The 26329-nt window shown below is 65.8% G+C and carries 22 protein-coding genes; 6 read left to right on the top strand and 16 right to left on the bottom strand.

The annotated features are described in order from the left end of the window. Positions 1 to 110: 110 nt before the first annotated feature. From F7R26_RS01650 to glmU, 4 genes are all read right to left on the bottom strand, one after another. The gene (locus F7R26_RS01650; protein WP_150992023.1) at positions 111 to 911 is read right to left on the bottom strand and encodes a response regulator transcription factor; all 801 of its coding nucleotides are present in this window, start codon (positions 909 to 911) and stop codon (positions 111 to 113) included. Next, a complete protein-coding gene (locus F7R26_RS01645) occupies positions 908 to 2875 on the bottom strand; it encodes a sensor histidine kinase (RefSeq protein WP_150992021.1) in 1968 nt (655 codons plus the stop codon). The genes F7R26_RS01650 and F7R26_RS01645 overlap by 4 nt, the downstream gene beginning before the upstream one ends. Positions 2876 to 3523: 648 nt before the next feature. Continuing rightward, the gene (gene glmS / locus F7R26_RS01640) at positions 3524 to 5362 is read right to left on the bottom strand and encodes a glutamine--fructose-6-phosphate transaminase (isomerizing) (protein WP_150992019.1); all 1839 of its coding nucleotides are present in this window, start codon (positions 5360 to 5362) and stop codon (positions 3524 to 3526) included. Between the two features lie 120 nt (positions 5363 to 5482). Continuing rightward, positions 5483 to 6844, bottom strand: coding sequence for a bifunctional UDP-N-acetylglucosamine diphosphorylase/glucosamine-1-phosphate N-acetyltransferase GlmU (glmU, locus tag F7R26_RS01635; RefSeq protein ID WP_150992017.1), 1362 nt, complete (start codon positions 6842 to 6844; stop codon positions 5483 to 5485). A 257-nt stretch (positions 6845 to 7101) separates the two neighbouring features. On the opposite strand from glmU, the gene F7R26_RS01630 reads away from it, so the two are divergent. After that, a complete protein-coding gene (locus F7R26_RS01630; protein WP_150992015.1) occupies positions 7102 to 7968 on the top strand; it encodes a DUF6279 family lipoprotein in 867 nt (288 codons plus the stop codon). 23 nt (positions 7969 to 7991) lie between these two features. On the opposite strand, the gene ttcA is transcribed toward F7R26_RS01630, so the two are convergent. From ttcA to F7R26_RS01615, 3 genes are all read right to left on the bottom strand, one after another. Then, entirely contained in the window at positions 7992 to 8933 is a 942-nt protein-coding gene (gene ttcA / locus F7R26_RS01625; RefSeq protein WP_150992013.1) for a tRNA 2-thiocytidine(32) synthetase TtcA, read from the bottom strand. Positions 8934 to 9080: 147 nt separating this feature from the next. Next, positions 9081 to 9494, bottom strand: coding sequence for a dihydroneopterin aldolase (locus tag F7R26_RS01620; protein ID WP_150992011.1), 414 nt, complete (start codon positions 9492 to 9494; stop codon positions 9081 to 9083). A 68-nt stretch (positions 9495 to 9562) separates the two neighbouring features. Then, positions 9563 to 10390 carry an SDR family oxidoreductase gene (locus F7R26_RS01615; RefSeq protein ID WP_150992009.1) on the bottom strand — a complete coding sequence of 276 codons (828 nt, stop codon included), beginning with the start codon at positions 10388 to 10390 and terminating at the stop codon, positions 9563 to 9565. Between the two features lie 15 nt (positions 10391 to 10405). Between F7R26_RS01615 and F7R26_RS01610 the strand changes: the two genes are divergently transcribed. The 4 genes from F7R26_RS01610 (at position 10406) to F7R26_RS01595 (ending at position 15090) form a co-directional block, all read left to right on the top strand. Next, the gene (locus F7R26_RS01610) at positions 10406 to 11614 is read left to right on the top strand and encodes a class I SAM-dependent methyltransferase (protein WP_150992007.1); all 1209 of its coding nucleotides are present in this window, start codon (positions 10406 to 10408) and stop codon (positions 11612 to 11614) included. A gap of 43 nt (positions 11615 to 11657) precedes the next feature. Further along, entirely contained in the window at positions 11658 to 11852 is a 195-nt protein-coding gene (locus tag F7R26_RS01605; RefSeq protein ID WP_150992005.1) for a DUF2905 domain-containing protein, read from the top strand. A 206-nt stretch (positions 11853 to 12058) separates the two neighbouring features. Further along, positions 12059 to 13608, top strand: a protein-coding gene (locus F7R26_RS01600; RefSeq protein ID WP_241754329.1) for an IS3 family transposase whose coding sequence is annotated in 2 segments (ribosomal slippage) — positions 12059 to 12545 and positions 12545 to 13608 — 1551 coding nt in all. Because the reading frame shifts where the segments join, the coding sequence is not laid out codon by codon here. Between the two features lie 519 nt (positions 13609 to 14127). After that, positions 14128 to 15090 (top strand): IS5 family transposase, encoded by a 963-nt coding sequence (locus F7R26_RS01595; protein ID WP_150993652.1) that lies wholly within the window; start codon positions 14128 to 14130, stop codon positions 15088 to 15090. A gap of 351 nt (positions 15091 to 15441) precedes the next feature. On the opposite strand, the gene F7R26_RS01590 is transcribed toward F7R26_RS01595, so the two are convergent. The 4 genes from F7R26_RS01590 to F7R26_RS01575 form a co-directional block, all read right to left on the bottom strand. Continuing rightward, complete coding sequence (locus tag F7R26_RS01590; protein ID WP_150989969.1) at positions 15442 to 16677, bottom strand: multifunctional CCA addition/repair protein; 1236 nt, start codon at positions 16675 to 16677, stop codon at positions 15442 to 15444. A gap of 8 nt (positions 16678 to 16685) precedes the next feature. Continuing rightward, a complete protein-coding gene (locus F7R26_RS01585; RefSeq protein WP_150989966.1) occupies positions 16686 to 17375 on the bottom strand; it encodes a glutathione S-transferase family protein in 690 nt (229 codons plus the stop codon). Between the two features lie 198 nt (positions 17376 to 17573). After that, positions 17574 to 18599, bottom strand: coding sequence for a complex I NDUFA9 subunit family protein (locus F7R26_RS01580; RefSeq protein WP_150989962.1), 1026 nt, complete (start codon positions 18597 to 18599; stop codon positions 17574 to 17576). A gap of 104 nt (positions 18600 to 18703) precedes the next feature. Beyond that, the gene (locus tag F7R26_RS01575; protein ID WP_150989959.1) at positions 18704 to 20656 is read right to left on the bottom strand and encodes a lytic transglycosylase domain-containing protein; all 1953 of its coding nucleotides are present in this window, start codon (positions 20654 to 20656) and stop codon (positions 18704 to 18706) included. A gap of 96 nt (positions 20657 to 20752) precedes the next feature. Here F7R26_RS01575 and F7R26_RS01570 point away from each other — a divergent pair, with 96 nt between their 5' ends. Then, a complete protein-coding gene (locus F7R26_RS01570) occupies positions 20753 to 21361 on the top strand; it encodes a 5-formyltetrahydrofolate cyclo-ligase (protein ID WP_241754398.1) in 609 nt (202 codons plus the stop codon). An 880-nt stretch (positions 21362 to 22241) separates the two neighbouring features. Here F7R26_RS01570 and F7R26_RS01565 read toward each other — a convergent pair. The 5 genes from F7R26_RS01565 to ahcY form a co-directional block, all read right to left on the bottom strand. Beyond that, positions 22242 to 23012, bottom strand: a complete 771-nt coding sequence (locus F7R26_RS01565) for a Mut7-C RNAse domain-containing protein (RefSeq protein ID WP_150989956.1) — start codon at positions 23010 to 23012, stop codon at positions 22242 to 22244. A gap of 31 nt (positions 23013 to 23043) precedes the next feature. After that, on the bottom strand, positions 23044 to 23406 hold the full coding sequence (locus F7R26_RS01560; protein WP_006156496.1) for a TfoX/Sxy family protein: 363 nt from the start codon (positions 23404 to 23406) through the stop codon (positions 23044 to 23046). Between the two features lie 22 nt (positions 23407 to 23428). Continuing rightward, the gene (metF, locus tag F7R26_RS01555) at positions 23429 to 24259 is read right to left on the bottom strand and encodes a methylenetetrahydrofolate reductase [NAD(P)H] (protein WP_150989953.1); all 831 of its coding nucleotides are present in this window, start codon (positions 24257 to 24259) and stop codon (positions 23429 to 23431) included. Between the two features lie 62 nt (positions 24260 to 24321). Continuing rightward, positions 24322 to 24675 carry a phage holin family protein gene (locus tag F7R26_RS01550; protein ID WP_150989950.1) on the bottom strand — a complete coding sequence of 118 codons (354 nt, stop codon included), beginning with the start codon at positions 24673 to 24675 and terminating at the stop codon, positions 24322 to 24324. 129 nt (positions 24676 to 24804) lie between these two features. Continuing rightward, entirely contained in the window at positions 24805 to 26238 is a 1434-nt protein-coding gene (ahcY, locus tag F7R26_RS01545) for an adenosylhomocysteinase (protein WP_150989947.1), read from the bottom strand. Positions 26239 to 26329: the final 91 nt, after the last annotated feature.

The raw sequence follows: 26329 nt of genomic DNA, 5'->3' as shown, positions 1-26329 counted from the left end.
GTGAGCATACAAAAATCCTTGCCGGCAAAGCTCACAAATACTCACAAATACGCACAAACTCTCGCGAGCACGCAACAAGCTCAAAACCGCTCACCGCCGGCCTCCCGGCGCTATCCCTCAGCCTGGTCCAGCCAGCGCTGCACCAGCAGGTAGCCGACGCCACGCACCGTGCGGATCGCCGGGCCATGCGGCCAAGCCTGCGAGAGCTTGCCGCGCAACCGGCTGATGGCGACATCGAGCCGGTGCTCGTCGAAGTCAAGGTAGTTGCCACCCAGCGCTTCCACCAATTGGCGGCGGCCGGCGGGATCGGGCGCTCTGCGCCGCAAGGCCCTTAGCAGCTGGCCTTCCACGCGCGTGAGCGGGAGCGGGTTGCCATCTGGCGTGATGGCCATGAGACGGCGCGCATCGAGGCACCAGGCCGGCGCGGGCGCGCCGGCAGCCGGCGGCAATGGAGCGTCGGGCGTCACGGGGTCAAGGCGGCGCAGCAGGTTGGCGATCACCAGCAGCAGCTCTTCCGTGCGCGCCGGCTTGACGAGATAGGCATCGGCGCCGCCGCGCAGCCCGGCGAGCCGGTGGTGGGCCATGCCGCGCGCGGTCAGCATGACGATGCCCAGGTCTGGCCGGGTCCGGCGCAGGCGCTCGCAGATGGACAGCCCATCCTCATCCGGAAGGCCCAGGTCCAGTATCAGCAGCCGGCACGGCTGGCTGGCCAGGTGCGCGTCCAGCGCGGCTGCATCGGCCAGGCTTGCGACGGCATAGCCGGCGTGGGTCAAGTGAAAGGCCAGCTCCATGCGCAGCCGCTCGTTGTCCTCGACCAGCGCAATGGGAATCCTCCTGGCCCTCCCTTCGGGCATCGCGGTAGGGGCGCCATCGGAAGCAGTGAGGGCGGCAAGCGCGGCGGTGACAGTCATGCGGCCTCCGGCAGCCACGCCACGAAGCAGGCCCCTTCGCGCCAACCCGGATCGCAGCGCAGGGTCCCGCCATGCAGCTCCATGATCTTGCGCGCCAGCGGCAGGCCCAACCCGAGGCCGGGCTGGTCGGCAATTTCGCCGAGCCGGCGGAATTTCTCGAAGATCACGTCTTCCTTGCCCAAGGGTATGCCGGGCCCCTGGTCGCGAATGCGCCAGGCCACGCCGCGCACGCCCTCGCGCATGCCAGCGGCGATGTCGATCAGGATGCGGCTCGCCGGGTAGGCGTACTTGAGCGCGTTGTCGAGCAGGTTGAGCAAGGCGAAATGCAGCAGGCGGACATCCCCATCGAGCTGCGGCAACCCGGCCCCGGCCTCCAGGGATACCCGGGCCGCCGCTTGCGGCTCCAGCGACGCGAGCACGTCCCGGCTGAGTTCGGCGAAGCCAAACGGCCCAGTGTCGAGCTGCTGTTCGCCCGGCACCAGCCGCTCGCGCGCCTCGGCCAGCTCCATCAGGAGTTTCAGTCGCCGCACGGCCAGCTGGATGCTCTGGTAGCGGCTCTCGCGCTGCGCGCGGTCGCCGCCGATGTCATCGAGCAGGCGCAGGCTATAGGCCGCGGCATCGATCACCGCCACCGGCGTGCGAACCTCATGCGTCATCATCGCGAGCAAACGGCTCTGCTCCTCGAACGCACGCCGCTCGCGCAGGGAGGATGCCATCGCCTCGCAGGCCTGCTCCCGCTCCCGCTTGCGCCCGCTTTCCGCTTCGCGCACGCGCAGCACAATGGTCAGGTGCAGCGTCAGCATCAACGGCAGGTCGAGCAGGTGTGCGCTCTGCATCGTGACGAGGCTCAGCGGCAACAGGCCGAACGCGCCAAGGCAGCCAGGCAGGATGATGAGGCAATACAACGAGAGCGAAGCCGCGACCAGCCGTCCGGAAGCGCCTCCGGTGCGCCACAGGCGAAGATAGAGGGGTATCGAGAGTAATTGCCCCAGCAATACCCCGATATAGAGCGCGCAGACCGCAGTACCGTAGTGATCGCTCGATGACGACAAGGCGACCGCCAGGCCCATCAGCATGAGGCCCCGGTAATAGGCCAGCAGATACGGCGCGCGCTCGCGCAACTGCAGCAGGCAGATCACGAACAGGCTGGCGCACGCCCATTGCAGCCCCACCAGGGCCTTGGTGGCCAAGAGCGGCACGGTGGCATCGTGCGGAAAGAGAAACTGGCTGGCCAGTCCGTCAGCGGCAAACCAGCGCAGGGTCGCCACTGCCACGAGCAGGGAAAAAGCACCGTAGAGCGCGCGGCGGGTCAGCAGCCAGCCGCCCAGGTAGAACAGCACCGCCGTGGCCACGAAACCCAGGTGCATGCCATAGCCGATGTTGGCAGCCGCGCTTGCCGCGCGCAGCTCGGACCCATGCCACAGCCGCAACGCCACCACCATCGTGCCGGTGGTCCGGATGCGCAGGTAGAGCACATCGCCCGGCTGCGGCTGCGCAAGCCGGAAGGCCAGGTTGCGATTACGCCCATCGGGGCCGTCGCGGGCCTCGAAGGGCAGCGCGTTGCCGCTGCGGCGCTCCACCCAGGCGCCGTTTGCTGCCGCCTGGTACAGGCGCACATCGTCAAGCGCCCCCGGCCAGAGCTCCAGCCAGCGCTCGCCACCCTGGGCCGTCGCGGGCAGCACCACCTTGAGCCAGACCACGTCACGGGTAAAACCCTCGCTCAGGCCGCCGCGCAATGGCTCGAATCCGTTGGCACGCGCGGCAACCTGCGCGATCGTGAGCCGCCCGCCCGGATCGCGCAACCAGGACACGTCGGGGCTTTGCAGGGGTAGCGGGCCGGCATCGGCGGCCCAGGCCCGCGCCACCAGCAGCCAGGCCAGCATGCCGATGAGACCGGCCGCATGGAGGCGGCGGGCCAGCATGAGGCCAGCGCCATGGTGCCAGCGCGGGTCGGCGGCGCTCATGCGGCGAAACCAGGTGGCCGGATCACAAGACCGATCCTGCTGCACTGCGTGACGCATGACCGCGACCGCTCGCTGCCAGGATGCAGGGACGACAAGAATTGCGAGGCTGCAGGCGCGTGACTCCGCCAGCTGGGCACGCCAGCAATCCTGGGCGGCAGAGGAGCCGCCGCGCAAGCCAATCTTCAGTCATTCCCGAGGCAAGGTGTGCGGCGGGACTCCTAGAGCACCTGGTCCGCATTATCGTATTTGGTGTTTTATCTTCTTATCTTTTTGTCTTCTTCCCGCTGATCTGGCGACCTGATGACCTGGTGACCTGGATCTGCAGGAGGCCCATTGCCGGGCACGTCTTCGGCGAGAACACAGCCGTGCGCGATTCTTGGCTATCGGCCGGGATTATTCAAGTCCGCCAAACGAACGAAGTGAACCTGCGGCGGGAGCCGATACCAAAGTAGGCAACTCACCGATAGCGGATGGCGAGCCGAGGGGCCATCCTGAGACCAGCATCGGCGCGAAGCCAGCCACCCCCGGGCCGCGCGCCCTCCACCGGCAACTGGCATGAATGGACGCTTACCCATGCCGGCCATGCCGTCCGGCCGGCCAGGCGTTCCTGGCCATGCCGTGCGGCGCGGCTTGCAGCTATCGCTTGCGTTACTCCACCGTGACCGACTTGGCCAGGTTACGCGGCTTGTCCACGTCGGTGCCGCGCGCGCAGGCAGTATGGTAGGCCAGCAACTGCAGCGGCACCACGTGCAGGATCGGCGACAGGTCGCCGTAGTGCTCGGGCAGGCGGATGACCTGGATGCCTTCGGTGGAATGGATATGGGTGTCGCTGTCGGCGAACACATACAGCCGGCCGCCGCGGGCACGCACTTCCTGGATGTTGGACTTCAGCTTTTCCAGCAACGCGTCGTTGGGCGCCACCGTGACCACGGGCATGGCCTCGGTCACCAGTGCCAGCGGGCCGTGCTTGAGCTCGCCGGCCGGATAGGCTTCGGCGTGGATATACGAGATTTCCTTGAGCTTGAGCGCGCCTTCCAGGGCGATCGGGTAATGCAGGCCACGGCCCAGGAACAGCGCATTCTCGCGGCGGGCAAAGTCCTCGGACCAGGAGATGATCTGCGGCTCGAGCGCCAGCACGCCGTGCAGGGCCACGGGCAGGTGGCGCAGGTTGGTCAGCGCCGCGGCTTCCGCCTCGGCCGTGAGCCTGCCGCGTACCTTGGCCAGCGCCAGGGTCAGCATGTACAGCGCGGCGAGCTGGGTGGTGAAGGCCTTGGTCGACGCGACGCCGATCTCGGTGCCGGCACGCGTCAGGAAGCGCAGCGCGGTCTCGCGCACCATGGCGCTGGTGGCCACATTGCACACAGCCAGCGTATGCGTGTGGCCCAGCGACTTGGCGTGGCGCAGGGCGGCCATGGTATCGGCGGTCTCGCCAGACTGCGAGATCACCACCACCAGCGCGCGCGGGTTGGGCACGGTTTCGCGGTAGCGGTACTCGCTTGCCACCTCGACCTGGGTCGGGATCTTGGCCACGGATTCGAGCCAGTACTTGGCGGTACAGCCCGAGTAATAGCTGGTGCCGCAAGCCAGGATCAGCACGCTGTCGATCTCGCTGAACACGCTCTGGGCGGTCTCGCCGAACAGTTCGGGCGTAATGGCGTCGATGCCTTCCAGCGTATCGCCGAGCGCGCGCGGCTGCTCGAAGATTTCCTTCTGCATGAAGTGGCGGTACGGGCCCAGTTCCACCGCCGCGGCGTGCGTCTCGACCACGCGCACTTCGCGCTCGACCAGGTGGTCGTGCACGTCGCGGATGGTGGCGCCTTCGCGGGTGAGTTCCACCACGTCGCCTTCTTCCAGGTAGATGATGCGGTTGGCGGTACCCGCCACGGCCAGCGCGTCGGAAGCCAGGAAGGATTCGTTGTCGCCCAGCGCCACCACCAGCGGCGAGCCGGCGCGGGCGCCGACCACGCGTTCCGGATGGTCCTTGGAGAACACGGCGATGGCGTAGGCGCCGTGCAGGCGCTTGGTCACGGCCCGCACCGAGGCGAACAGGTCGCCGCGCGTGGCGCTGCTCGGGTAGGTGTAGACCTGGTGGATCAGGTGGGCCACCACTTCGGTGTCAGTCTGCGACTCGAAGCCATAGCCGGCGGCGCGCAGCTCTTCGCGCAGCGGCTCGTAGTTCTCGATGATGCCGTTGTGCACCAGCGCGATGGACTCGCCCGAGAAATGCGGGTGGGCGTTAGTGGTGTCGGGCTTGCCGTGCGTGGCCCAGCGCGTATGCGCCACGCCGGTCATGCCGGCCAGGCCGGACGCACGGGTCTGCTCGTCCAGGTCGGCCACGCGCGAAACCGTGCGGGCGCGCTCGAGCGCATTGTCGCGTACTACCGCTACGCCACAGGAATCATAGCCACGGTACTCGAGGCGACGCAGTCCTTCGATCAGGACCGGAACAATATTGCGCGAGGAAACCGCGCCGACGATGCCGCACATATTCTTCTCCCACGGGGCGCGGACACAGCCGCACCGGATGATTGGCGCGAGGACGGCGCTGCCGTCTCCCGCGAATTGCCATTGCCGCCCGGCCGCATCCCGGCCCGGCGGTGGCGGGGCTTATTTCTTGGCTTGCTTGACCGGACGCTGCCACGCGTCGAGCGTCATCTGCTTGGAACGCGACAGCGTCAGCTTGTCGGCCGCCGCCTCCTTGGTCAGTGTGGTGCCGGCGCCAATGGTGGCGCCGCGGCGCACGGTCACCGGCGCGACCAGCTGCGTGTCGGAACCGATAAAGACATCGTCCTCGATGACGGTGCGGTACTTGTTCGCGCCATCGTAGTTGCAGGTGATGGTGCCCGCGCCGATGTTGACGCGCGAGCCGACCGTGGCGTCGCCCACGTAGGCAAGGTGGTTAGCCTTGCTGTGCGCGGCGATCTGGCTGTTCTTGACCTCGACGAAGTTGCCGATGTGCACATCCTCGCCCAGCACCGTGCCGGGACGCAGGCGCGCGTACGGGCCGATGCGGCCGGCCGCGCCAACGCTGGCATCCTCGAAATGGCAAAACGGCTGCACCCGCGCGCCAGCGCCCACGGTGCTGTTGCGCAGCACGCAGTTGGCGCCGATATGCGCACCGTCTTCCAGGTGCACGCGGCCTTCGAACACGCAGTTCACGTCGATGGTGACATCGCGCCCGCAGGTAAGCTCGCCGCGGATATCGATGCGCGCCGGATCCAGCAGCGTCACGCCGGCTTCAAGCAGGCGCTGCGCCAGGTTGCGCTGATGGATGCGCTCGAGCTCGGCGAGTTGCACCTTGCTGTTCACGCCCAACGTTTCCCACAGCGCATCGGGCTGCGCGGAAACCACTTCCATGCCGTCCGCCACCGCGCGCTCAACGGCGTCGGTCAGGTAATACTCGCCCTGGGCGTTGTCATTGCGCAGCGTGGACAGCCAGCGACGCAGGGGGCCGGTGGGCGCCAGGATGATGCCGGTGTTGATTTCACGGATGGCGCGCTGCGGCTCGCTGGCATCCTTTTGCTCGACGATGCGCACGATCTTGCCCGCCTCGCGCACGATGCGGCCATAGCCGGTGGGGTCATCCATTTCAACCGTGAGGATGCCGAAGCGCTCGCTGCGGGCCGCAGCCACCAGCCGCTGCAGCGTGGCGGCCTCGGTCAGCGGCACATCGCCGTACAGCACCAGCGTCGGCTGGCTGTCGTCGAGCAGCGGGAGCGCCTGCGCCACGGCATGGCCGGTGCCAAGCTGCTCGGCCTGCAGGGCGAAGGCAACGTCTGGCGCGCCAACCGCCTCGCGCACGCGGTCGGCACCATGCCCAACCACCACCACGAGGCGGGTCGGCAACAATTTACGTGCCGTTTCAATCACATGAGCAAGCAGCGGCCGGCCAGCGAGAGGATGCAGGACCTTGGGCAGCGCGGAGTTCATCCGCTTGCCCATTCCTGCAGCGAGAATGACGATATTCACAAGGAGGGTCCTAAGTGAGTGTGTCCAGCAAACAGTATGAATCACCCCCTCGGCGAGCCCGGGGGCCAGCAGCGTTGGCCAGGGTCCTGGCCCGAACCCCGAAACCGGCGGCAAAGCCGGCAGCGGCTGGGAATCGCGGGCACGATCAGCTGCCAAAACGCGCGGAAAAGGATTCTATCATGGGGGTTTTGCGCCGTTTGACCGCCAATCCCTTCCTGCGCGGGGACCGTCTCCGGCGTCTCTTTCTGGTCACAGCCGTGACCGCCCTGACCGCCTGCAATGCCCTGAAGCTAGGCTACCAGCAGGGCGACCGGCTCGCCTACTGGTGGATCGACAACTACGTGGACGTCTCCGCCAGCCAGGAACCCCTCACCCGCGACGCCATCGCCCGCTTCTTTGCCTGGCATCGCAAGGACCAGTTGCCCGAGATCGCCGGCCTGCTGCGCCAGGCCAAGAGCGAGGTACAGCAGCCGCTCTCCGCCGCCGCGGTGGGCAAGATCCAGGACGATGCCCAGCGCCTGGCACGCGTTGCCTTCGATCGCTCCACACCCGACGTGGCCGACCTGCTGCTGACGCTGACCCCTGAGCAGATCGCCCGCATGGAGAAGAAATTTGCCGATGCCAACGCCAAATACCGCAAGGAATACCTGCGCCCCGACCCGGCGGCCCGCGAGGAAGCCCGCTTCGACAAGGTGATGGACTACGCGCGGCTGGTCTATGGTCGCTTTTCGAGTGACCAGGAGGCCACTATCCGCCGCGCCATGGCGCCCGTGGTGCAAGGTGCCGAGGCGCGCTATGCGGAACGCGTCAAGCGCCAGCAGGAATGGCTGGCGCTGGCGCGCCAGGTGCAGGCCGAGCATCCGCCCAAGGCCCAGGTCGTGGAGATGCTAAGGCGCTATGGCGACCACTGGCAAAACCCGCCTACGCGGGAGCGCAATGCCCGTTACGACGCCAACAACGAGGCCGGGCTGGCGCTGACCGTCACCATTGCCAACCTGACCACACCGGAGCAGAAGGCCCACGCGGCGGATCGCTTCCAGAAATGGATCGATGACGCGAACGCGTTGATGCGCGATGGCACCGCCAACGCGGCGGCGCCCCGGCCAACACGCGCTGAGAACTGACGAGGGACAAGGCGGCCCGTGGCCTATTCGGCGGCAGGCTGCGCCGGGCTGGCGGGCGCGGACTTCTCGAAGCGCACGAATTCCAGCTTGTTCTCTTCCATGCCGCCCGCAAACACCAGCGGCTGCTGGGAGAAAGTGGTCTCGCCGAACAGCGAGGCCTCGTCCACCTTGGCCAGGCCGGTTGCCAGCCCGTTGAAATCGAACAGATCGGTATCGGCCAGATGCGACGGCACCACGCTGCGCAGCGCGGCAAAGATATTGTCGGTGCGCCCCGGATTGGTCCGCTCCCACTCCAGCACCATCTCCTTGACCTTCTTGCGCTGAAGGTTTTCCTGCGAGCCGCACAGGTTGCACGGGATGATCGGGTATTCCATCGCGCGCGCGTAGCTGGCGATGTCCTTTTCAGGGCAATAGGCCAGCGGGCGGATCACGATGTGCTGGCCGTCGTCGGTGGCCAGCTTGGGCGGCATCGCCTTCATCTTGCCGCCGAAGAACAGGTTCAGGAAGAAGGTCTGGATGATGTCGTCGCGATGGTGGCCCAGCGCAATCTTGTTGGCCCCGAGTTCCTTGGCGGTACGGTAGATCACGCCGCGGCGCAGGCGCGAGCACAGCGAGCAGGTGGTCTTGCCCTCAGGCACCTTCTCCTTGACGATGGAATAGGTATCCGCGTCGACGATCACATACTCCACCCCCACCGATTTCAGGTAAGCCGGCAGGATGTGCGCGGGAAAGCCCGGCTGCTTCTGGTCCAGGTTCATCGCGATCAGCTTGAACTTGACCGGCGCGCGCTTTTGCAGCGCCATCAGCACCGACAGCATGGTGTACGAGTCCTTGCCGCCGGAGAGGCACACCAGCACCGTGTCGCCGTCCTCGATCATCTTGAAATCGCCGATGGCGCGGCCCGTCTGCGACTGGAGATAGGTCTCCAGACGGAAGAAGTTCTTGGAATGCGTGGTGGCGGTCATGGCGATGGGGCGATCGGGTACGGCAAAGCAAGGGCAAAACGGCGCGCAATGCGGCAGTTGCATCACATGCAAGCTGCCGGGGCCGGAGAACCCGGCATTTTACCGTGAGCTGCCACCCTGCGCCGGCAGCCCGCCAGAACGGCTCGCTTACTGGCCAACCGGCTCGCTCTTGATGTGGAACACCTCGACGCCGACCGAATCGCAATCCGGGTACACATCCGGCTTTTCGGTCGATACGCGCACGGCGCGCACCTTGGGGTGCTTGAGCATGGCGCGCGCCACGTCGTCGCACAGGGTTTCCTGCAGGTGGACGTGGCCCTGCGCCATGCGCTCGGCGACCGTATTGCGCATGAAGTCGTAGTCCACCACTTCCTGCAGCTTGTCGTCCTGGGGCGTGCTCTGGGCCAGCGGCACGAACAGGTCGATATTGATCAGCACGCGCTGTTCACCCTTTTTCTCGAATTCGTGCACGCCGATATTGATCTGCACTTCGTAGTTGCGCAAGAACATGCGGCGGCAGTCTTGCAGGCTGGGATGTGTGAGGGCGGCGAGCATGGTCATGATGGGGAGAGGAAAAAGAGGGAGAAGGCGCGCGCGGACTTGGCGCGCGCGCCGGGTACGTTATTGGATCATTCGGTCAGGAACATCACGTCGCGCGCCAGCGGCATCAGGTGCTGGCCACCGTCGACGTAAAGCGTGGTGCCGGTCACGGCACGCGCTTCGGCCAGGTAGGCCACCGCTTGCGCGATGTCTTCCGGCGTGGACGACTGCCCCAGCGGCGTCATGCGGTGGGCGCGCCGGAAGCCCGGGCTGGACTGGTCGCCCGAGACCATGGTGATGCCGGGCGCCACGCCCACCACGCGCAGCTTGGGTCCCAGCGCCTGGGCCAGCTGCACGGTAGCCGTCTGCAGCGCCGCCTTGGACAGCGTGTACGACAGGAAGTCCGGATTCAGGTTATCCAGTTTCTGGTCGAGCAGGTTGATGACCACGCCGCGCTGCGTGTCCGACATGGCACGGTGCATTTCGCGCGCGAGCAGCAGCGGTGCGGCCACATTGGTGCGCATATGCGTATCGAGCGAGGCATAGGAAAAGCTGGTGGCCACGTCGTACTGGAACAGCGAGGCATTGTTGACCAGGCACGTCGGCACGCCCAGCGCATCGGTGCAGGCCTTGATCAGCGTGGCGGTGGACGCCTCGTCGGCCAGGTCGGCCTGCAGCACGGCGGCACGCTGGCCACCGGCGCGGATCTGTTCGGCCAGCGCCTCGGCCTCGGCCACGGAGCGGTGGCAATGCACCGCCACGTCCCAGCCACGCTGGGCCAGTTCCAGCGCGATCACACGCCCGAGCCGGCGCGCGGCGCCGGTGACGAGCGCGATGCCGCGCGCGGGGGTAGCGGAGGCTGCGGCGGCGGTAGCGCCGGCAGGCGATGCGGAGTCAGGGGTGTCGGAGGCTGGCATTGCTACAATCGCGGTATGCACAAAGGCGCTAGTTTACCCCTTCCCCCCGCCGACGCACTGTCGGCGTCCGCCGCGCTTACCGCGCACATCGGCCAGGCTATCGACGACGCGGGCGGCTGGCTCGGTTTCGACCGCTATATGGCGCTTGCGCTATATGCGCCCGGGCTGGGCTACTACAGCGGCGGCGCCGCCAAGTTCGGCCGCGACGCGCGCGATGGCAGCGACTTCATCACCGCCCCCGAACTCAGCCCGTATTTCGCCCGTACGCTCGCACGCCAGTTCGCGCCACTGCTGGCGCAGGGCCTGTCGCAGGTCCTGGAATTCGGCGCCGGCACCGGCCGGCTCGCCGCCGACCTGCTGCTGGCCCTGGAGCAGGAAGGCCAGTTGCCCGAGCGCTACGCCATCGTCGAGCTGTCCGGCGAGCTGCGCGCGCGCCAGCAGGCCACGCTGGCCACGCGCGCGCCGCATCTGGCCCCGCGCGTCACCTGGCTGGATACGCTGCCCGAGCATTTCGAAGGGATCGTGGTCGGCAACGAAGTACTGGACGCCATGCCGGTGCGGCTGTTCGCCCGCAGCCACGGCCGCTGGCTGGAGCGCGGCGTAGCCCGCCGGGACAGCAATGCTGACGCATCTGACGCATCCGAAGCAGCCTTCGGCTTCTCGGACCGCCCCGTGGCGGCCGACGCCCTGCCCGCATCCCTGCATGCCATGGCCGGCGACCACGACATCGTCACCGAAACCCACGCCGAGGCTGAAGGCTTCATGCGCGCGGTGGGCACGATGCTCACGCGGGGTGCGGTGTTCCTGATCGATTACGGTTTCCCCGCGGCCGAGTACTACCATCCGCAGCGCGTCGGCGGCACGCTGATGTGCCACTACCGCCATCACGCCCACCCGGACCCCTTCCTCTACCCTGGCCTGCAGGACATCACCGCCCACGTCAACTTCAGCGGCATCGCCCACGCCGCGGCCGATGCCGGGCTGACGGTGGCCGGCTTCGCCTCGCAGGCGCGCTTCCTGATGAACGCCGGCATCACCGAGCTGCTGATGGCGCTGGACCCCAACGACACGCGCAACTTCCTGCCCGCCGCCAACGCGGTGCAAAAGCTGCTGTCCGAGGCCGAGATGGGCGAACTGTTCAAGGTAATCGCGCTGACCCGCGACTTTGATGCGGCGCTGCCGCTGGCAGGCTTCGCACGCGGCGACCGCAGCCACGCGCTATAGCTATAGTCCGCGCATTTCACCCTCTCCCCTTAGGCACCCCAACATGCTGCGCTGGACCCTCACCATCTTCCTGGCCGTCATCGTGCTGTCAGCGGCACTACCCTGGCTGCAGAAGCTGGGGTTGGGGCGGTTGCCGGGGGACTTGCGGTTTCGGTTGTTTGGGAGGGAGTTTGTGTTGCCGTTTGCTTCGACGGTTTTGTTGTCGATGGTGGCGTTGGTGATTGGGAAGTTGTTTTAGGGTGTGGGGCGGATACTGCTAACACTGCGGACACTGCTGGCCTGCAACTGCAGCTACAACTGCAACGGCTTAACGTCAACATCAACTGCAGTTTCACCACCCCTGCGGGGCGGCGACCTACTTTCTTGTCTTGCCCTCCATGTCAGGATACTTGTCGTCTCCGTCTCCTTGGTGAAGCAAAATGGAGGGCGGTGTGCGAATAGGTGATGACACGATATGCAATCGAGCATCGGGAATGGGTGGTGGAGCAGATGATGCCGCCGCTGAACCGGTCGATAGTGGAGTTGGCCAAGGCCACAGGGATCACGACAGTGACCTTGCGGACTTGGCGCAGGATGGCGAGAGAAGCAGGAAGAATTGTGCCGGGTGACGGAAAGCAGAGTGATCAATGGTCCAGCGCGGACAAGTTTCGCGTTGTGTTGGAGACAGCGCCGCTAAGCGAAGCGGAGCTGTCGGAGTACTGCCGCGCAAAGGGCATCCGGGCGGAGCAGATTCAGCAATGGCGTGAGGCGTGCGAGCAGGCCAATGCGGCTACCCCCGTCAAGCGAACGTTGGCGCAGCGGCGGGAAGACGAAGCGGCGCGTGGGCGAGTGCGTGAGCTGGAACGCGAGCTCAAGCGCAAGAATGCGGCGCTGGCGGAGACGGCGGCACTGCTGGTCTTGCAAAAAAAAGCCGCAGCGATCTGGGGACGGGACGAGGAAGACTGATCAGCACCCCGGATCGCTTGGAAGCCATAGAGTTGATCGATGAAGCCGTAGGCGCCGGGGCCCGTCAGGCGAAGGCGTGCGAGGCGCTTGGTTTGACCGAGCGGACCATGCAGCGCTGGCGGCATGCCCCCGCCGACGGGCGGCTTGAAGCGCGTCGTGATGCACCGGCCAACAAGTTCAGCGAATCAGAACGGCAGGCGGTGCTGAGGGCGGCGAACCAGCCAGGTTATGCGAGCCTGACGCCGCACCAGATCGTGCCAAAGCTGGCGGATGAGGGCATCTACGTGGGATCGGTATCGACGATCTACCGGGTGCTGCATGAAGCGGGACAAAGCCGTCGGCGTGGCCGCAGCAAGGCCCCGTGCACGCGCCCGCTGACGACGCACCGGGCCACGGGTCCGAATCAGGTGTGGTGTTGGGACATCACCTGGCTGCCGACTACGGTCAAGGGCAAGTTCTTCTACTGGTACATGATGAAGGACATCTACAGCCGCAAGCTGGTAGCCAACGAGGTGCATGAGAGCCAGACGGCTGAGCACGCCAGCCGCCTGCTGATGCACGGCTGTTTGCGGGAGCAGACAGCGGGTCGTCCGCTGGTGCTGCACTCGGACAACGGCAAGGCCATGAAAGGGGCCACCATGCTGGCAGCAATGTATGACCTAGGGGTGGTGCCATCCTACAGCCGGCCCAGGGTGAGTAACGACAATGCCTATGCCGAAGCGCTGTTCCGCACGGCGAAGTACTGCCCGATGTGGCCGGAACGCCCGTTCGATAGCCTGGAACAAGCGCGTGACTGGGTGCTGCGCTTCGTGCGCTGGTACAACGACGAGCACCGACACAGCAGCCTGAAATACGTCACGCCCAACCAGCGGCATCAGGGCACAGCCACCGCTCTGTTGGCGCAGAGAACGGCACTGTATGAAGTTGTGCGCGCCCGGAATCCGCAGCGTTGGACCACGGGCATCCGCAACTGGGAACTACCAGATGCTGTGTACCTGAACCCGGAGCGAGCGCAGCAAAACGGACAGAATTACAAGCAAGCAGCGTAACGGCTGAGGCGACAACTACCTTGACACACGCCGCTTGCCAAGAAAGTAGGCAAAGAAGGCGCGCCGGACGGGGCGACACCCCCTCGGGATTTCACGAAAAGAGCGGCCGGGACCCAAACTCGCATCGCCTTAAGGCGATACTCAGACATGGGTCCCTCTTCTCCGCTCTTTTCGTGAAATCCCGAGGCGCCCCATACGGCCTTGGTACACCTCCACGGCTCGCTCCGCATCGCCATGGGTGTTTCCCGCCCCCAGGCGGGAAACACGGCCGAACCAGTGGTCGTGGGGATCAAATCACCATTCGGTGTAGCCGTGATTGCCGCCCCCAGGCGGCAATCACCCACCCGCGATGCGAAGCGAGCCGTCTGGGTTTTCATCTCCCGTCATGGGGCGCCTCGTCGGCAGGCAAAAAGAGCGGAAACGAGGGGGCCATGTCTGAGCATCGCCTTAAGGATTCTCTGCAAAACGTGTCAGCGAGTGGCGCTTCCCCTACGTTGCACTAGTCAGGAGGAAGCTGCCATGAAGCAAGGAGAATTGGGATTGAACCTGTCGACAAAGCGCACGCGTAAGCGCGAGTTCTTGGATGAGATGAGTCAGGTGGTCCCCTGGGCAGACCTGGTTGCCCTGATCGAACCCCATTGCCCCAAGAAGAAGACCGGACGCCCACCATTTCCGGTCGGGACGATGTTGCGCGTTCACTTCCTGCAGCAGTGGTTCGGCCTGTCAGATCCGGCCATGGAAGAAGCGCTTCATGATGTGCCGCTCTATCGCGAGTTCGCTGGCCTGGACGGCGCCATGGCGCGGTTGCCAGACGAAAGCACGATCTTGAGATTTCGTCACTTGCTGGAGCGGCACGACTTGGCTGCCCAGATATTGACGGTCGTGAACGGGATGCTGGCAGGCAAAGGCCTGATGTTGAAAGCGGGAACGGTGGTCGATGCCACATTGATCAGTGCACCGACCTCGACGAAGAACAGCAGTGGAGAGCGTGATCCTGAGATGCACTCCACGCGTAAGGGCAAGCAGTATTACTTCGGCATGAAGGCGCATATTGGCGTGGATGCGGATTCCGGACTGGTGCACACCGTGATCGGCACGGCTGCCCATGTGAGTGAGATCAGCCAAGCACACAGCTTGCTGCATGGCAATGAAACAGATGTCTTTGGCGATGCCGGCTTCGTTGGCGTGCACAAGCGGCCCGAGGCTGCACCGGGGGTGAGGTGGCACGTGAGCATGCTGCCCGGCAAGCGCCGCAGACTCGATCTCAGCGATCGTGCTCAAGCGATGCTCAATGAGATCGAATCGATCAAAGCGAAGATCCGGGGGAAGGTGGAACATCCATTCCGGGTGCTGAAGCAGCAGTTCGGCATGGCCAAGGTCCGTTACCGAGGTCTCGCGAAGAACACGGCACAACTGAAGACGCTGTTTGCACTAAGCAATCTCTGGATGGCTCGCAGAGCGCTGCTTGCGTACGGCGTGTGACGCCGATTGAGGGGCCGAATGGCCTCCCAACCGGGTAGAGAACGGGATTGCGCTGACGCAACCAGCCGGAGAGCCGCGGAGATCCAAACCGCGACGGTGTCGATAAGACGCCCGGGTCACGAAACTGAGTTTTTCAGGCGATCCTTAAGGCGATGTGAGTTTGGCCCCCGGCCGCTCTTTTTGCCTGCCGACGAGGGGGCTTTCGCCCCATCCGGGTCGCTTCTTTGCCTACTTTCTTGGCGAGACAAGAAAGTAGGTCGCCTCCCCGCAGGGGAGGTGAAACTGCAGTTGAAGTTGAAGCTGCTCTTGACGTTAAGCAGTTGCAGCTGAAGTTGCAGTTGTAGTTACCCCCTACCCCCCCACCTTAGCCTCCACTGCCGCCACCCGCGCAGCATGCACCCGATCCTTAATCAACCCAGGATCCCCAGCACACTCCCGCGCCACGGCCCCGGCGTCCACCGAAGCCGCCGCCTCCAGCGCCATCATCAACCGCGCCGTCTGCGGATACTCGCGGTCCTCAAACCCAAGCCGTCCCCGCGCATCCGCCTCGCATGCCTGCAGCGCTTCAGCAAACCGCGCCGGCTTGCGCAATGCATCGCACCGCTCCAGCAAACGCGTCAGCGCGGCAGCACCAAACGCCTCGGAGCGATGGATATTGCCATGCTCGCGCGCCACCACCACAGCCAGGTCACGGCAGTCAGTCGGCACGCGCAACCGCTTGCAAACCGCCTCCAGCAATGCCACCCTGCGCTGCTCGTGCCCGATATGACGGGGCAGCACATCCTCGGGCGTGGTGCCCTTGCCCAGGTCGTGCATCAGTGCGGCAAAGCGCACCGGCAACGAGGTGCCCATCGCGGCGGCAGTATCCACGACCATCATCACGTGCACGCCGGTATCCACCTCCGGGTGGTAGTCGGCCCGCTGCGGCACGCCCCATAACCGGTCCAGCTCTGGCAGCAGCCGCGCCAGCGCCCCGCATTCGCGCAGCACCTCGAACATGCGTGAGGGCCGTGCCTCCATCAGGCCGCGCGCGAGTTCCTGCCAGACGCGTTCGGCCACCAGCGCGTCGACCTCGCCGGCTGCCACCATCCGGCGCATCAGCACCAGCGTCTCCGGGGCTACCGTGAAATCATTGAAACGCGCGGCGAAGCGCGCCACGCGCAGGATCCGCACCGGGTCTTCGGCGAAGGCGTCCGACACATGGCGAAACAGCCGTGCGGCAAGGTCGCGCTGCCCGCCGTAGGGATCGATCACAGGGCCCGTGAGCGCGCCGTCATCGCCCACAGCCTGCGCCATGGCGTTGATGGTGAGATCACGCCGCACCAGGTCGTCTTCCAGCGTCACGTCCGGCGCGCAATAGAACGAAAAGCCCTTGTAGCCTGCCGCGGTCTTGCGCTCGGTGCGGGCCAGCGCGTATTCCTCCCGGGTCCTGGGATGGAGGAACACGGGGAAATCCTTGCCTACCGGCTTATAGCCCTGGGCTTCCATCTCGGCCGGGGTTGCGCCCACCACCACATAGTCGCGGTCCTGGCTCGACAAGCCCAGCAGGGCGTCGCGAATGGCGCCGCCTACGGCATACACCTGCATGGACGAGCTCAATGGTTGATCACAATCGCGTCGGGGCGATCGGGGGTGAGGCGGTAGGGCTCGTCGGAGGCAAGGAAATCGCGCTCTTCGCGGGCATCGGCAATCCACGCCTGCATGGCCGGCAGCGCCAGGATAAAGTCCGCATATTGCTTGGCGGCCTCTGGCAGGTGGATGCCATAAGTGGCAAAGCGGCTGACCACCGGCGCGAAAAATGCGTCGGCAATGGTGAATGCACCGAACAGGAACGGGCCTGCGGCCGCATGGCGCGCGCGCAGGTCCGACCAGATCGCGGCGACGCGGTCCACATCGCGCTGCACCGCGACGTTCCAGCCCATGCCGGGCAGCACCGCGGTGACGTTCATCGGCAGCTGGCTGCGCAGGTTGCCGAAGCCCGAGTGCATCTCCGCGCAGATCGAGCGCGCATGCGCACGCTCGGCACGGTCGGCCGGCCAGAGCTGCTTCTCGGGAAAGGACTCGGCCAGGTATTCGGCAATCGACAGTGAGTCCCACACCGAGACATCGCCATCGACCAGCACCGGCACCTTGCCGGTCGGCGAGTGCTTCGCAATCGCTTGCTCGAACCCGGCCACGAACAAGCGCACCTTGACCTCCTCGAACGCAATGCCAGCCTGCCGCATCAGCAGCCAGGGGCGCAGCGACCAGGAAGAGTAATTCTTGTTGCCGATGACGAGCTTCATCGCAAAATCCTTGCAGGAAAACGTGGGGGAGCGCGCGGCCGGGGCAAGCCCGCAGCGCGAAGCGTGCGCACGCAAGCGCACGGCGGCGAACGAACCATTGTAGCCAGCCGCGCCAAGCGCCTCCAAGCGAATTACGCTCGCAGCGATGTGAATCCTGGTCACATGCGAGGGGCAAAGCCGGACCAGGCCGCCTGCCGCTCAACGATACCCGCTGCGCCGCAGTCCCAGCATCTGGCTCTCGTGCCCGCGGCCCGCCAGCGCATCGGTCATCACCACCTCCAGTCCCACCGGCTGGCCCAGCCCAAGCTCGGGCGCGATCGGCCCCTGCATGACATTGTCGAGCCGCATGGAGTCGAGGTTGTCGCGCGACATTACCGGTGCGCCCGGCATATGTTCGAGGATGGCTGCCTGCACGCGGGCCAGGGCGTCGGGCAGGTGCAGGACGGGGCGCGGGTGGCCGCTGGCGCGGCCGGCAAAACGCACCAGCTCCTCCAGCGTATAGACCTGCGGCCCCGCCAGGTCGTAGGCGCGGCCGATGGTAGCCGGCGTCGCCATGGCGTTGACCATGGCCTGCGCCACGTCCTGCACGTACACCGGCTGGAACCTGGCATGCGCGCAGGCGAGCGGCACCACGGGCGCCAGCTGCTGCAGTTGGGCGAACAGATTGAGGAAATGGTCGTCGGGGCCAAAGATCACGGACGGACGGAAGATGGTCCAGTCCAGGGCGCTCTCGCGCACCACGCGCTCGCCGTCGCCCTTGCTGCGCAGGTACATCGACGGGCCGGCGCTGTCGGCGCCCAGCGCGCTCATGTGCAACAGCCTGCGCACGCCGGTACTGCGGCAAGACTCGACAATGCGCCGCGCGAGGTCCACATGGGCAGCGGCAAAGGCCGCGCCATAGGGCTCGGCGCGTTCGCCATGGAGAATGCCGACCAGGTTCACCACGATGCCGTCGGTGCCCAGCGAGCCAATGGCGGCGTTCAGCTCAGCCTCGTTCCTCACGTCCAGCTCGATCACCTCGACGCGCGGCAGCAGCAGCAGGTGCTGTGCATGCTCGGCGTCGCGGGTAGCGACCACGATGCGTTCGGGGTCCAGAGGCGGCTCCACGACGGTGCCCGGCTCCAGCGGCGTGGCCGACGCGGTGGCGACACCTGCCAGGCGGGCTACCAGGTGGCTGCCGACAAAGCCGGCCCCTCCGATCACTAGAACGTTGCTGGTCTGCATGGATCTCTCCGCGGCAAGGGACGACTGGCGCACGCTCCAGGGCTGGAGCATGCGCCGGTTACCGCATGGCCTGCAGACCGCGCTGCCTCGAAGGCGTTAAAACCTCAGGGCAGGCTGGTGGTGGTGATCTGCGACGGCGACACCACGCCCAGGCGATCCTTGAGCGACTGCGGCCGGCCGCTCATCAATGCAGCATAGTACGTGGCGTTCGACAGCACATTCTTCACGTAGGTCCGGGTCTCCGAGAACGGAATGGTCTCGGCGAAGATCGCGCCCTCGACCTGGCGCGGCAAGCTGGAGCGCCAGTTCTTGGGACGGCCCGGGCCGGCGTTGTAGGCGGCCGAAGCCAGCGTCCAGGAGCTATCCAGGTCAGTCAGCACCATGCTCATATAGTTGGTGCCGAGCTGGATGTTGACATTGGGATCGCTCATCATCGAGGGCGAGAAGTCCGTCATGCCGATCTTGCGCGCAACCCACTTGGCCGTCGCCGGCATCACCTGCATCAGGCCATGAGCGCCGGCGGAGGAGCGCGCGTTCATGATGAAGCGCGACTCCTGGCGCACCAGGCCATAGGCCCATGCCATATCCAGGCCCACGTCATCGGTGGCGCGCTGCATGATGTCGCGGTACGGCATCAGGAAGCGCAGCGAGAAGTCATGCTCGGCCTGGGTGCGGTCCGCGGTGTTGACGGCGCGGTCCAGCAGCTCGATGCGGCGGGCGTAGTCGGCGGCGGCCAGCAGCTGGCGGTCGGTCATGCCGCGCAGTTCCCAGTTCCATTCGCGATTACCTTCGAAGCGCAGGTTCAGGTCATAGAACTTCTGCGCGCGCAGGAAGCCCGGGCGGGTGCGCATGGCATTGACCTCGGCATCGCTGACCTGCGTGCGTGCCGGCAGCACGATGCGGTTGCCCAGTTCCTCGCTGGCCAGCTGGCCGTAGAAGTTGAACTGGCCGGCGATCGACTGGAACTGCTTCTCGGCCTCGGCGCCGCGGTTGTCCGCCTTGAGCGCGCGCCCGTACCAGTACGTCCAGGCCGGGTCCTTGGCGCGCAGCTCGGGGCGCATCAGCTCCACCGCCTGGCGCACCTGCTTCCAGTCGCCCTGGCGCAGCGCGGAGCGCACGCGCCACTCCTGCGTTTCGTCGGACAGCCACTGGTTGCCGCCCAGGTCCATCTGGCGGCGGTAGTAGCCGGCTGCCTCGGGTGCGAGCTTCTTGGCGGCGTACTGGCCAACCACGCCCCAGCCGGCGCCCTGCTCGTCGCGCGACAGGCTGCCGGCATTGGCGCTCAGGTAGGCCGCGGCCTGGGAGGGATCGTTGCGCGCCATCTTGACCACGGTGGCGAGCGTGTTGCTGTCGCCGCGCGCGTCCGGCGCGGTGGCGGCGATGCGCCCGGCCAGCGTCACATAGTTCTGCTCCAGCGCCTGGCGCGCCTGGAAGGCCACGTCGCTCGGCTCGATCTGCCTGCTTTGGGCCAGGTAGCCGATCAGGTCGACACAGCCTTCGCCGTAGTAGCGCGGATCGCTCAGCGCCGCGCGTGCATCCGCCGCCACGTTCTGGCCCTTGAGCGCGCGCGACAGCAACGCGTAGCACTCGACCTGCGTATCGTCCTTGAGCACGAACTGCGGGTATTCGGCGTCGAAATTGGCCCAGTCGCGCTTCTTGCCCAGCACCAGCAGCCAGTCATTGCGCATGCGGTCGGCAATGGCCTCGCCCTTGTAGCGCTGCAGGAACGCGCGCACCTGGTCGTCAGGGGCGTCGATGCGGGCCAGGCCACTGGCGTCGAACATCTGCGGCTTGATGCGGAAGTACTCGACGTAAGACGAGATCGGGTAATCCACCAGCGTGGCCGAGATGGCGTCGGTGCGCGCCACGTCGTTTTTGCGCGCGGCTTCGCGCAGCGCCACGAAAGCGTCGTCGGGGTTGCTCGGGATGGCGAGCGACTGCGATTGGGGTTGCGGCTGGGGCCGTTTCTGCGCAAATACCGGCGTGGCAAGCACTGCGCACGCGATCGCCGCCAGGGCGGCCTTGGCCACACGCTGCGGATATACTCCCTTCGGCATTCTTCTTCCTTGTTGTGACGGCCGGACAAGACCTTTCGAGGGCGCGCATCCGACCGTGCAATGTTGGGTCAACAACAGACATTATCCCACGCAGCCATGCCTAGCGACGACGTTCGCAGCCCCTCCGGCGAGCCCGGAAAGCCCGACTCCGGCGTGCCGCGAGCGGCACTGCGCCGACAGTTGCTGGCGCTGCGCGGCGCGTTGCCGCAGCGCCCCGCCGCCGACGCCGGCATCGAAGCCGCGCTGGCCGCCCTGCTGGAGCGCCTGCCCGTGCATCGCCTGGGCTTCTACTGGCCGATCCAGCAGGAATTCGACGCCCGTGGCGTGGTCTCGCGCTGGCTGGCCGGCGCTCCAGGACGGCAAGCGGCCCTGCCGGTGGTAAGCCGGCCAGGCGCGCCGCTGGATTTCCACCAGTGGGAACCGGCCACGCCAATGGTTGCCGGGCATTACGGCATTCCCGTGCCCGACGGCACGCCGCCCTTGCTGCCAGACGTCCTGCTCATTCCATGTGTCGGTTTCAGCGGGGATAAGTTCCGCCTGGGCTATGGCGGCGGGTTCTACGACCGCACGCTGGCGGCGCTGGCTGCCAGCGGGAACACGCCGGTGGCGATCGGCATCGGGCATGAGGCCTGCCGGATTGCGTTGGTGCCGCAGGAGCATGATTTGCCGATGGATTGGGTGGTTAGTGAGGGGGGGGTGTTTTGAGGGATATGGGCTTTATCCTGTTGGGGGGTGGTCGCTGTTTCTTTGTGCGGCGTTGGTTTTTGCACCCAAAGGCCATACGACATCCCCCTGCGGGGGCTGCCGGTCACTTTTCTTTGACCGGCAAAGAAAACTAACGAAAAGAAAGCCGCCCTGCCGGGAGCAGAGCAATCAGGCTTATGTGGGGCGGTGGTTGCGTCGTACGGCCCGGAGTGTTGGCTGGCCTTTGCCTTACCGGCTCACAGGTCATCGCAATTTCATTACCCAATGGTCACGTGGTGGTGCCCCTGATCGCTTTGCGCGGTGAGCATTCCCACATCTGCCGTTCGCGGTGCGTAGCGCCACGATCCTGCCTGCCCTGGTGGTTTCGTGGTTTTGTCTCTGACGGCGGGCGCCCGGCCATTTGATGCCCTGCCGTACCGGCGCGAGCGGCACCTTGCTTCACCCCCCTCTGGTTTCGTGGTGGGCACCGTGGCCCGTGCGCGAGGGCCGCGCTCACACCCGCGGCGCTCGTCCTCCGAGACAAAACCACGAAACCAGCCACGTCCGAAACGGCGCAGCACTTCGCACCGCGAACGGCAGATGTGGGAACTGGCACCGCACACGAGGTCAGGGGCGGCACCACGTAACCCATGGGTCATGCAATTGCGATACCCTTTGGGCCGGTAGGATCGGCTAGCCAACACTCCGGGCCGTACGACGAAATCATCGACACTCGAAAGCCTGATTGCTCTGCCCCCGGCAGGGCGGCTTTCTTTTCGTTAGTTTTCTTTGCCGGTCAAAGAAAAGTGACCGGCAGCCCCCGCAGGGGGATGTCGTATGGCCTTTGGGTGCAAAAACCAACGCCGCACAAAGAAACAGCGACCAACGCCAAAAACCCAAACTACAAACAACGCCCCACAGGCACCAACTCATCCACCAAACCCCGCATATGCCGCCAATGCGACCCCTCCCAAAACACTCGCTGGCAGCAATCGCAAGTCACGAACCGCTCCTGGCGCGCAAGCACGCCCGGCGGCACGCGGCCGTCGACCTCGGTTTTGTCGATCGCCCGCAGCGGCGCATTGCAATCCAGGCACAGCGAGAACGGCCGCGCGCTGCGGGCCAGGTCGAGCCGCGCGAAGATCTCCCGCAATTGCGGCGTGGCCTTGATGGCGCGCACGTAGCAGCCATGGGTGACCCCGCGCCGTTTGAGCAGCTCGCGGTCCCGCGTGAGCACGATGCGGCCCTCGCGCATGGCGATGGCTTCGATCTCGCTATCGGCGTAATGATTGTCGTAAAGCGTGTCGAAGCCGGTCAGGCGCAACAGGTGAGCCAGACCACCCAGGTGGGCGTCGGCGACAAAGCGGGTCGCGCGCAGCGGCTCGGCGCGCACGCGCAGCAGCGGTGTGACGTCGAAGGCTTCGAACTGGGGATAGACCGAGACGCGGTCGCCATCCTGCAGCAGGCGCTCGAAGCCGCATGACTCGCCGTTTACCAGGATCAGCTCCACCTCGGTGTGCGGCACGCCCAGCGCTTCGATCATGTGCTTGACGGTGGCGGCGCGCGCGCAGGCGCACACGCAATCCCGGCCGCGCTGCGCGCGCGGCAGGAAATCGTTCAGTTCCTCGTAGAAACGAAACGTGGCGGTGACGGTGGCAGGGTCGGTGGCCATGGGCCAAAGTATGCCACCGCCCGGCGGCGGCTCAGCCCGCCTGGTTGGCCAGCCGCAGCGTGGATTCCACGGAAAGACGCGCCCAGGCCGTCATGGCCTCGGCCGACTCCAGGCAGGCTGGCGGAGCGCTCAGGTAATGCTGCATCGAGATCTCGCGGCCGTTGCGGCTGTAGCGGAACGGCTCGCCGCCCTCGGCCTCGAAGCCAGCGCGCGTCTGGTCGTCCACTTTCAGGTAGCAGCGCCCGCCCAGCACCAGCGCGAACACGAGTCCGTCGTAGTACAGGGCGTGCCCGCCAAACATGCGGCGTGTGGTGATCGGGCCGATGCGCGCCGCCAGCGGCCCCAGCAGCTCGAGCAGATGGTCGATGAAGGGGTCGGGGCGGCGGGCTGGCATGTCGCTGGCGCGGGCGGAAGCCTTAGAGCTTCAGGCGCTGCCAGATGGCCTTGGTCGCGCTGGCCGTGTTGAGCGTATAGAAATGCAGCCCCGGCACGCCGGCCGCGAGCAGGCGCTCGCACAGCGCGGTGACCACATCCAGGCCAAAGGCGCGGATCGACTCGCGGTCATCGCCGAAGCCTTCCAGCCGCTTGGCCACCCAGCGCGGCACTTCGGCACCGCACATCTCGGAGAAGCGCATCAGCTGCGAGGAATTGGTGATCGGCATGATGCCCGGCACGATCGGCACGTCCACACCCATGGCGCGCACGTCGTCGACGAAACGGAAGTACGCATCGGCGTTGAAGAAATACTGGGTGATGGCCGAGTCGGCGCCGGCCTTGACCTTGCGCACGAAATTCTCGAGATCGTGGCGGGGCGACTTGGCCTGCGGGTGGTACTCGGGATAAGCCGCCACCTCGATGTTGAACCAGTCGCCGGTCTCGGCGCGGATGAACGCCACCAGTTCGTTGGCATAGCGGAACTCGCCGATCTCGCCCATGCCCGACGGCATGTCGCCGCGCAGCGCGACGATATGGCGGATGCCGCCGTCACGGTAGGTCTTGAGGATATTGCGGATGCTCTCGCGCGAGGAACCCACGCACGACAAGTGCGGCGCGGCCTCGATGCCTTCGCGCTGGATCTCCAGCACGGCGTCCAGCGTGCCCTGCTGGGTGGTGCCGCCGGCGCCGAAGGTCACCGAGATGAACTTGGGCTGCAGCGGAGCGAGCTGCGCACGCGTGTTGCGCAGCTTCTCGGCGCCCTCCGCCGTCTTGGGCGGGAAGAATTCAAAGCTGAAGTAGCGGTCTTGCATGATGGTGGCGCGCCGCCTATGGCGCGGCGCGCTGAAGAATTGGCATGGGACGCCGGACGGCGTCAGGCGCTGCGGCGTTCGCCGAGCAGCACGCTCGACAGGGCCCAGGAGATCACGCTGTAGAGGATCGAGCCGAGCAGGGCCGCGCCAAAGCCGGTGACCACGAAACCGGCCAGCAGCTTGCCCACGAACAGGAACAGCAGCGCGTTGATCACGAAGATGAACAGGCCAAGCGTGAGCAGCGTCACCGGCAAGGTCAGGATCACCAGGATCGGGCGGATCAAGGTATTCACCAGGCCAAGCACCAGCGCGGCGATCATGGCCGAGCCGAAGCCGCCAAGATGAATCCCATCGATCAGGCTGCCCACCAGGAACAGCGCGGCGGCGTTGATGATCCAGACGGCCAACAATCTCATGACGGCTCCTTCGCTTGGGTAAAACGGATTCGGGGCAGATTCGGGGCACGGCACCCGCGGCACGCGGGCGCCGCGGGTTGACGCACAGGCGGTCGATCAAACGCAGATCAGCCGCCGTTCACCGGCAGATCAATAACGGTAGTGATCGGCCTTGTACGGGCCTTGCTTGTTCACACCGATATAGGCGGCTTGCTGCTCGGTCAGCTCGGACAGCTGCGCGTTGAGCTTCTTGAGCTGCAGGCGCGCGACCTTTTCGTCCAGGTGCTTGGGCAGCGTGTAGACGCCGACCGGGTACTTGCCGCTTTCGCGTTCCTGCCACAGTTCGATCTGGGCGATGGTCTGGTTGGCAAACGAGCTGCTCATCACGTACGACGGGTGGCCCGTGCCGCAGCCCAGGTTCACCAGGCGGCCCTTGGCCAGGATGATGATCTTCTTGCTGGGTTGATCGCCAACGGCGGGGAACACAACGTGGTCGACCTGCGGCTTGATCTCGTCCCACTCGTACTTTTCCAGCGAGGCAATGTCGATCTCGTTGTCAAAGTGGCCGATGTTGCAGACGATGGCCTGGTCCTTCATCTTGACCATGTGGTCATGGGTGATGACGTGGTAGTTGCCGGTGCAGGTGACGAAGATGTCGGCCTTGTCGGCAGCGTATTCCATGGTCACCACGCGGTAGCCTTCCATCGCGGCCTGCAGTGCGCAGATCGGGTCGACTTCGGTCACCCACACCTGGGCCGACAGGGCACGCAGTGCCTGCGCGCTGCCCTTGCCCACGTCGCCGTAGCCGGCCACCAGCGCAACCTTGCCGGCGATCATCACGTCGGTGGCGCGCTTGATGCCGTCCACCAGCGATTCACGGCAGCCATACAGGTTGTCGAACTTGCTCTTGGTCACCGAGTCGTTGACGTTGATGGCGGGGAACTTGAGCTCGCCCTTTTGCGCCATCTGGTACAGGCGGTGCACGCCCGTGGTGGTTTCCTCGGTCACGCCCTTGATGGCGTCCAGGTTACGGCTGTACCAGGACGGGTCCTTGGCCAGCTTTTCCTTGATCGCGGCGAACAGGAAGGTCTCTTCCTCGCTGCCGGGGTTGGCGATCAGCGATGCGTCCTTCTCGGCGCGGGCGCCCAGGTGCAGCAGCAGCGTAGCATCGCCGCCGTCGTCCAGGATCATGTTGGGGGTGCCGCCATCCTTCCAGTCGAAGATGCGGTGGGTGAAGTCCCAGTATTCCTTCAGCGATTCGCCCTTGAAGGCGAACACCGGCGTGCCCGCAGCGGCGATGGCCGCGGCAGCGTGGTCCTGGGTCGAGAAGATGTTGCACGATGCCCAGCGCACGTCGGCGCCAAGCGCCACCAGCGTCTCGATCAGCACGGCGGTCTGGATGGTCATGTGCAGCGAGCCGGCGATGCGCGCGCCCTTCAGGGGCTGGGCGGCGGCGTACTCGTCGCGGATGGCCATCAGGCCGGGCATTTCGGTTTCGGCGATGGCGATTTCCTTGCGGCCCCAGCCGGCGAGGCCCAGGTCGGCCACGAGGTAATCGTTCTTCAGGTCAGTCACTGCGTTCATGTTTCACTCCGATGAAGAGTGGCGACGAAGGACGAGTGCGGGGAATACGGCCGCGCCATGCAAGGATGGTGAAAACCAGGGCCTTTGCATA

Origin of the sequence: Cupriavidus basilensis (genome assembly GCF_008801925.2) — a bacterium.
Lineage (GTDB): Bacteria > Pseudomonadota > Gammaproteobacteria > Burkholderiales > Burkholderiaceae > Cupriavidus > Cupriavidus basilensis.
Note: the sequence above shows the minus strand (reverse complement) of the source record. Positions and strands in the feature narration are given on the sequence as shown.

What these genes read in the sequence shown, in the direction of transcription:
- F7R26_RS01650 (WP_150992023.1), bottom strand. Translation starts at nt 911, where the DNA reads ATGACTGTCACCGCCGCGCTTGCCGCCCTCACTGCTTCCGATGGCGCC.
- F7R26_RS01605 (WP_150992005.1), top strand. Translation starts at nt 11,658, where the DNA reads ATGCTGCGCTGGACCCTCACCATCTTCCTGGCCGTCATCGTGCTGTCA.
- metF (WP_150989953.1), bottom strand. Translation starts at nt 24,259, where the DNA reads ATGCAAGACCGCTACTTCAGCTTTGAATTCTTCCCGCCCAAGACGGCG.
- F7R26_RS01645 (WP_150992021.1), bottom strand. Translation starts at nt 2,875, where the DNA reads ATGAGCGCCGCCGACCCGCGCTGGCACCATGGCGCTGGCCTCATGCTG.
- F7R26_RS01620 (WP_150992011.1), bottom strand. Translation starts at nt 9,494, where the DNA reads ATGACCATGCTCGCCGCCCTCACACATCCCAGCCTGCAAGACTGCCGC.
- F7R26_RS01615 (WP_150992009.1), bottom strand. Translation starts at nt 10,390, where the DNA reads ATGCCAGCCTCCGACACCCCTGACTCCGCATCGCCTGCCGGCGCTACC.
- F7R26_RS01570 (WP_241754398.1), top strand. Translation starts at nt 20,753, where the DNA reads ATGCCTAGCGACGACGTTCGCAGCCCCTCCGGCGAGCCCGGAAAGCCC.
- F7R26_RS01585 (WP_150989966.1), bottom strand. Translation starts at nt 17,375, where the DNA reads ATGAAGCTCGTCATCGGCAACAAGAATTACTCTTCCTGGTCGCTGCGC.
- ttcA (WP_150992013.1), bottom strand. Translation starts at nt 8,933, where the DNA reads ATGACCGCCACCACGCATTCCAAGAACTTCTTCCGTCTGGAGACCTAT.
- F7R26_RS01595 (WP_150993652.1), top strand. Translation starts at nt 14,128, where the DNA reads ATGAAGCAAGGAGAATTGGGATTGAACCTGTCGACAAAGCGCACGCGT.
- F7R26_RS01590 (WP_150989969.1), bottom strand. Translation starts at nt 16,677, where the DNA reads ATGCAGGTGTATGCCGTAGGCGGCGCCATTCGCGACGCCCTGCTGGGC.
- F7R26_RS01610 (WP_150992007.1), top strand. Translation starts at nt 10,406, where the DNA reads ATGCACAAAGGCGCTAGTTTACCCCTTCCCCCCGCCGACGCACTGTCG.
- ahcY (WP_150989947.1), bottom strand. Translation starts at nt 26,238, where the DNA reads ATGAACGCAGTGACTGACCTGAAGAACGATTACCTCGTGGCCGACCTG.
- F7R26_RS01580 (WP_150989962.1), bottom strand. Translation starts at nt 18,599, where the DNA reads ATGCAGACCAGCAACGTTCTAGTGATCGGAGGGGCCGGCTTTGTCGGC.
- F7R26_RS01575 (WP_150989959.1), bottom strand. Translation starts at nt 20,656, where the DNA reads ATGCCGAAGGGAGTATATCCGCAGCGTGTGGCCAAGGCCGCCCTGGCG.
- F7R26_RS01565 (WP_150989956.1), bottom strand. Translation starts at nt 23,012, where the DNA reads ATGGCCACCGACCCTGCCACCGTCACCGCCACGTTTCGTTTCTACGAG.
- glmS (WP_150992019.1), bottom strand. Translation starts at nt 5,362, where the DNA reads ATGTGCGGCATCGTCGGCGCGGTTTCCTCGCGCAATATTGTTCCGGTC.
- F7R26_RS01550 (WP_150989950.1), bottom strand. Translation starts at nt 24,675, where the DNA reads ATGAGATTGTTGGCCGTCTGGATCATCAACGCCGCCGCGCTGTTCCTG.
- F7R26_RS01560 (WP_006156496.1), bottom strand. Translation starts at nt 23,406, where the DNA reads ATGCCAGCCCGCCGCCCCGACCCCTTCATCGACCATCTGCTCGAGCTG.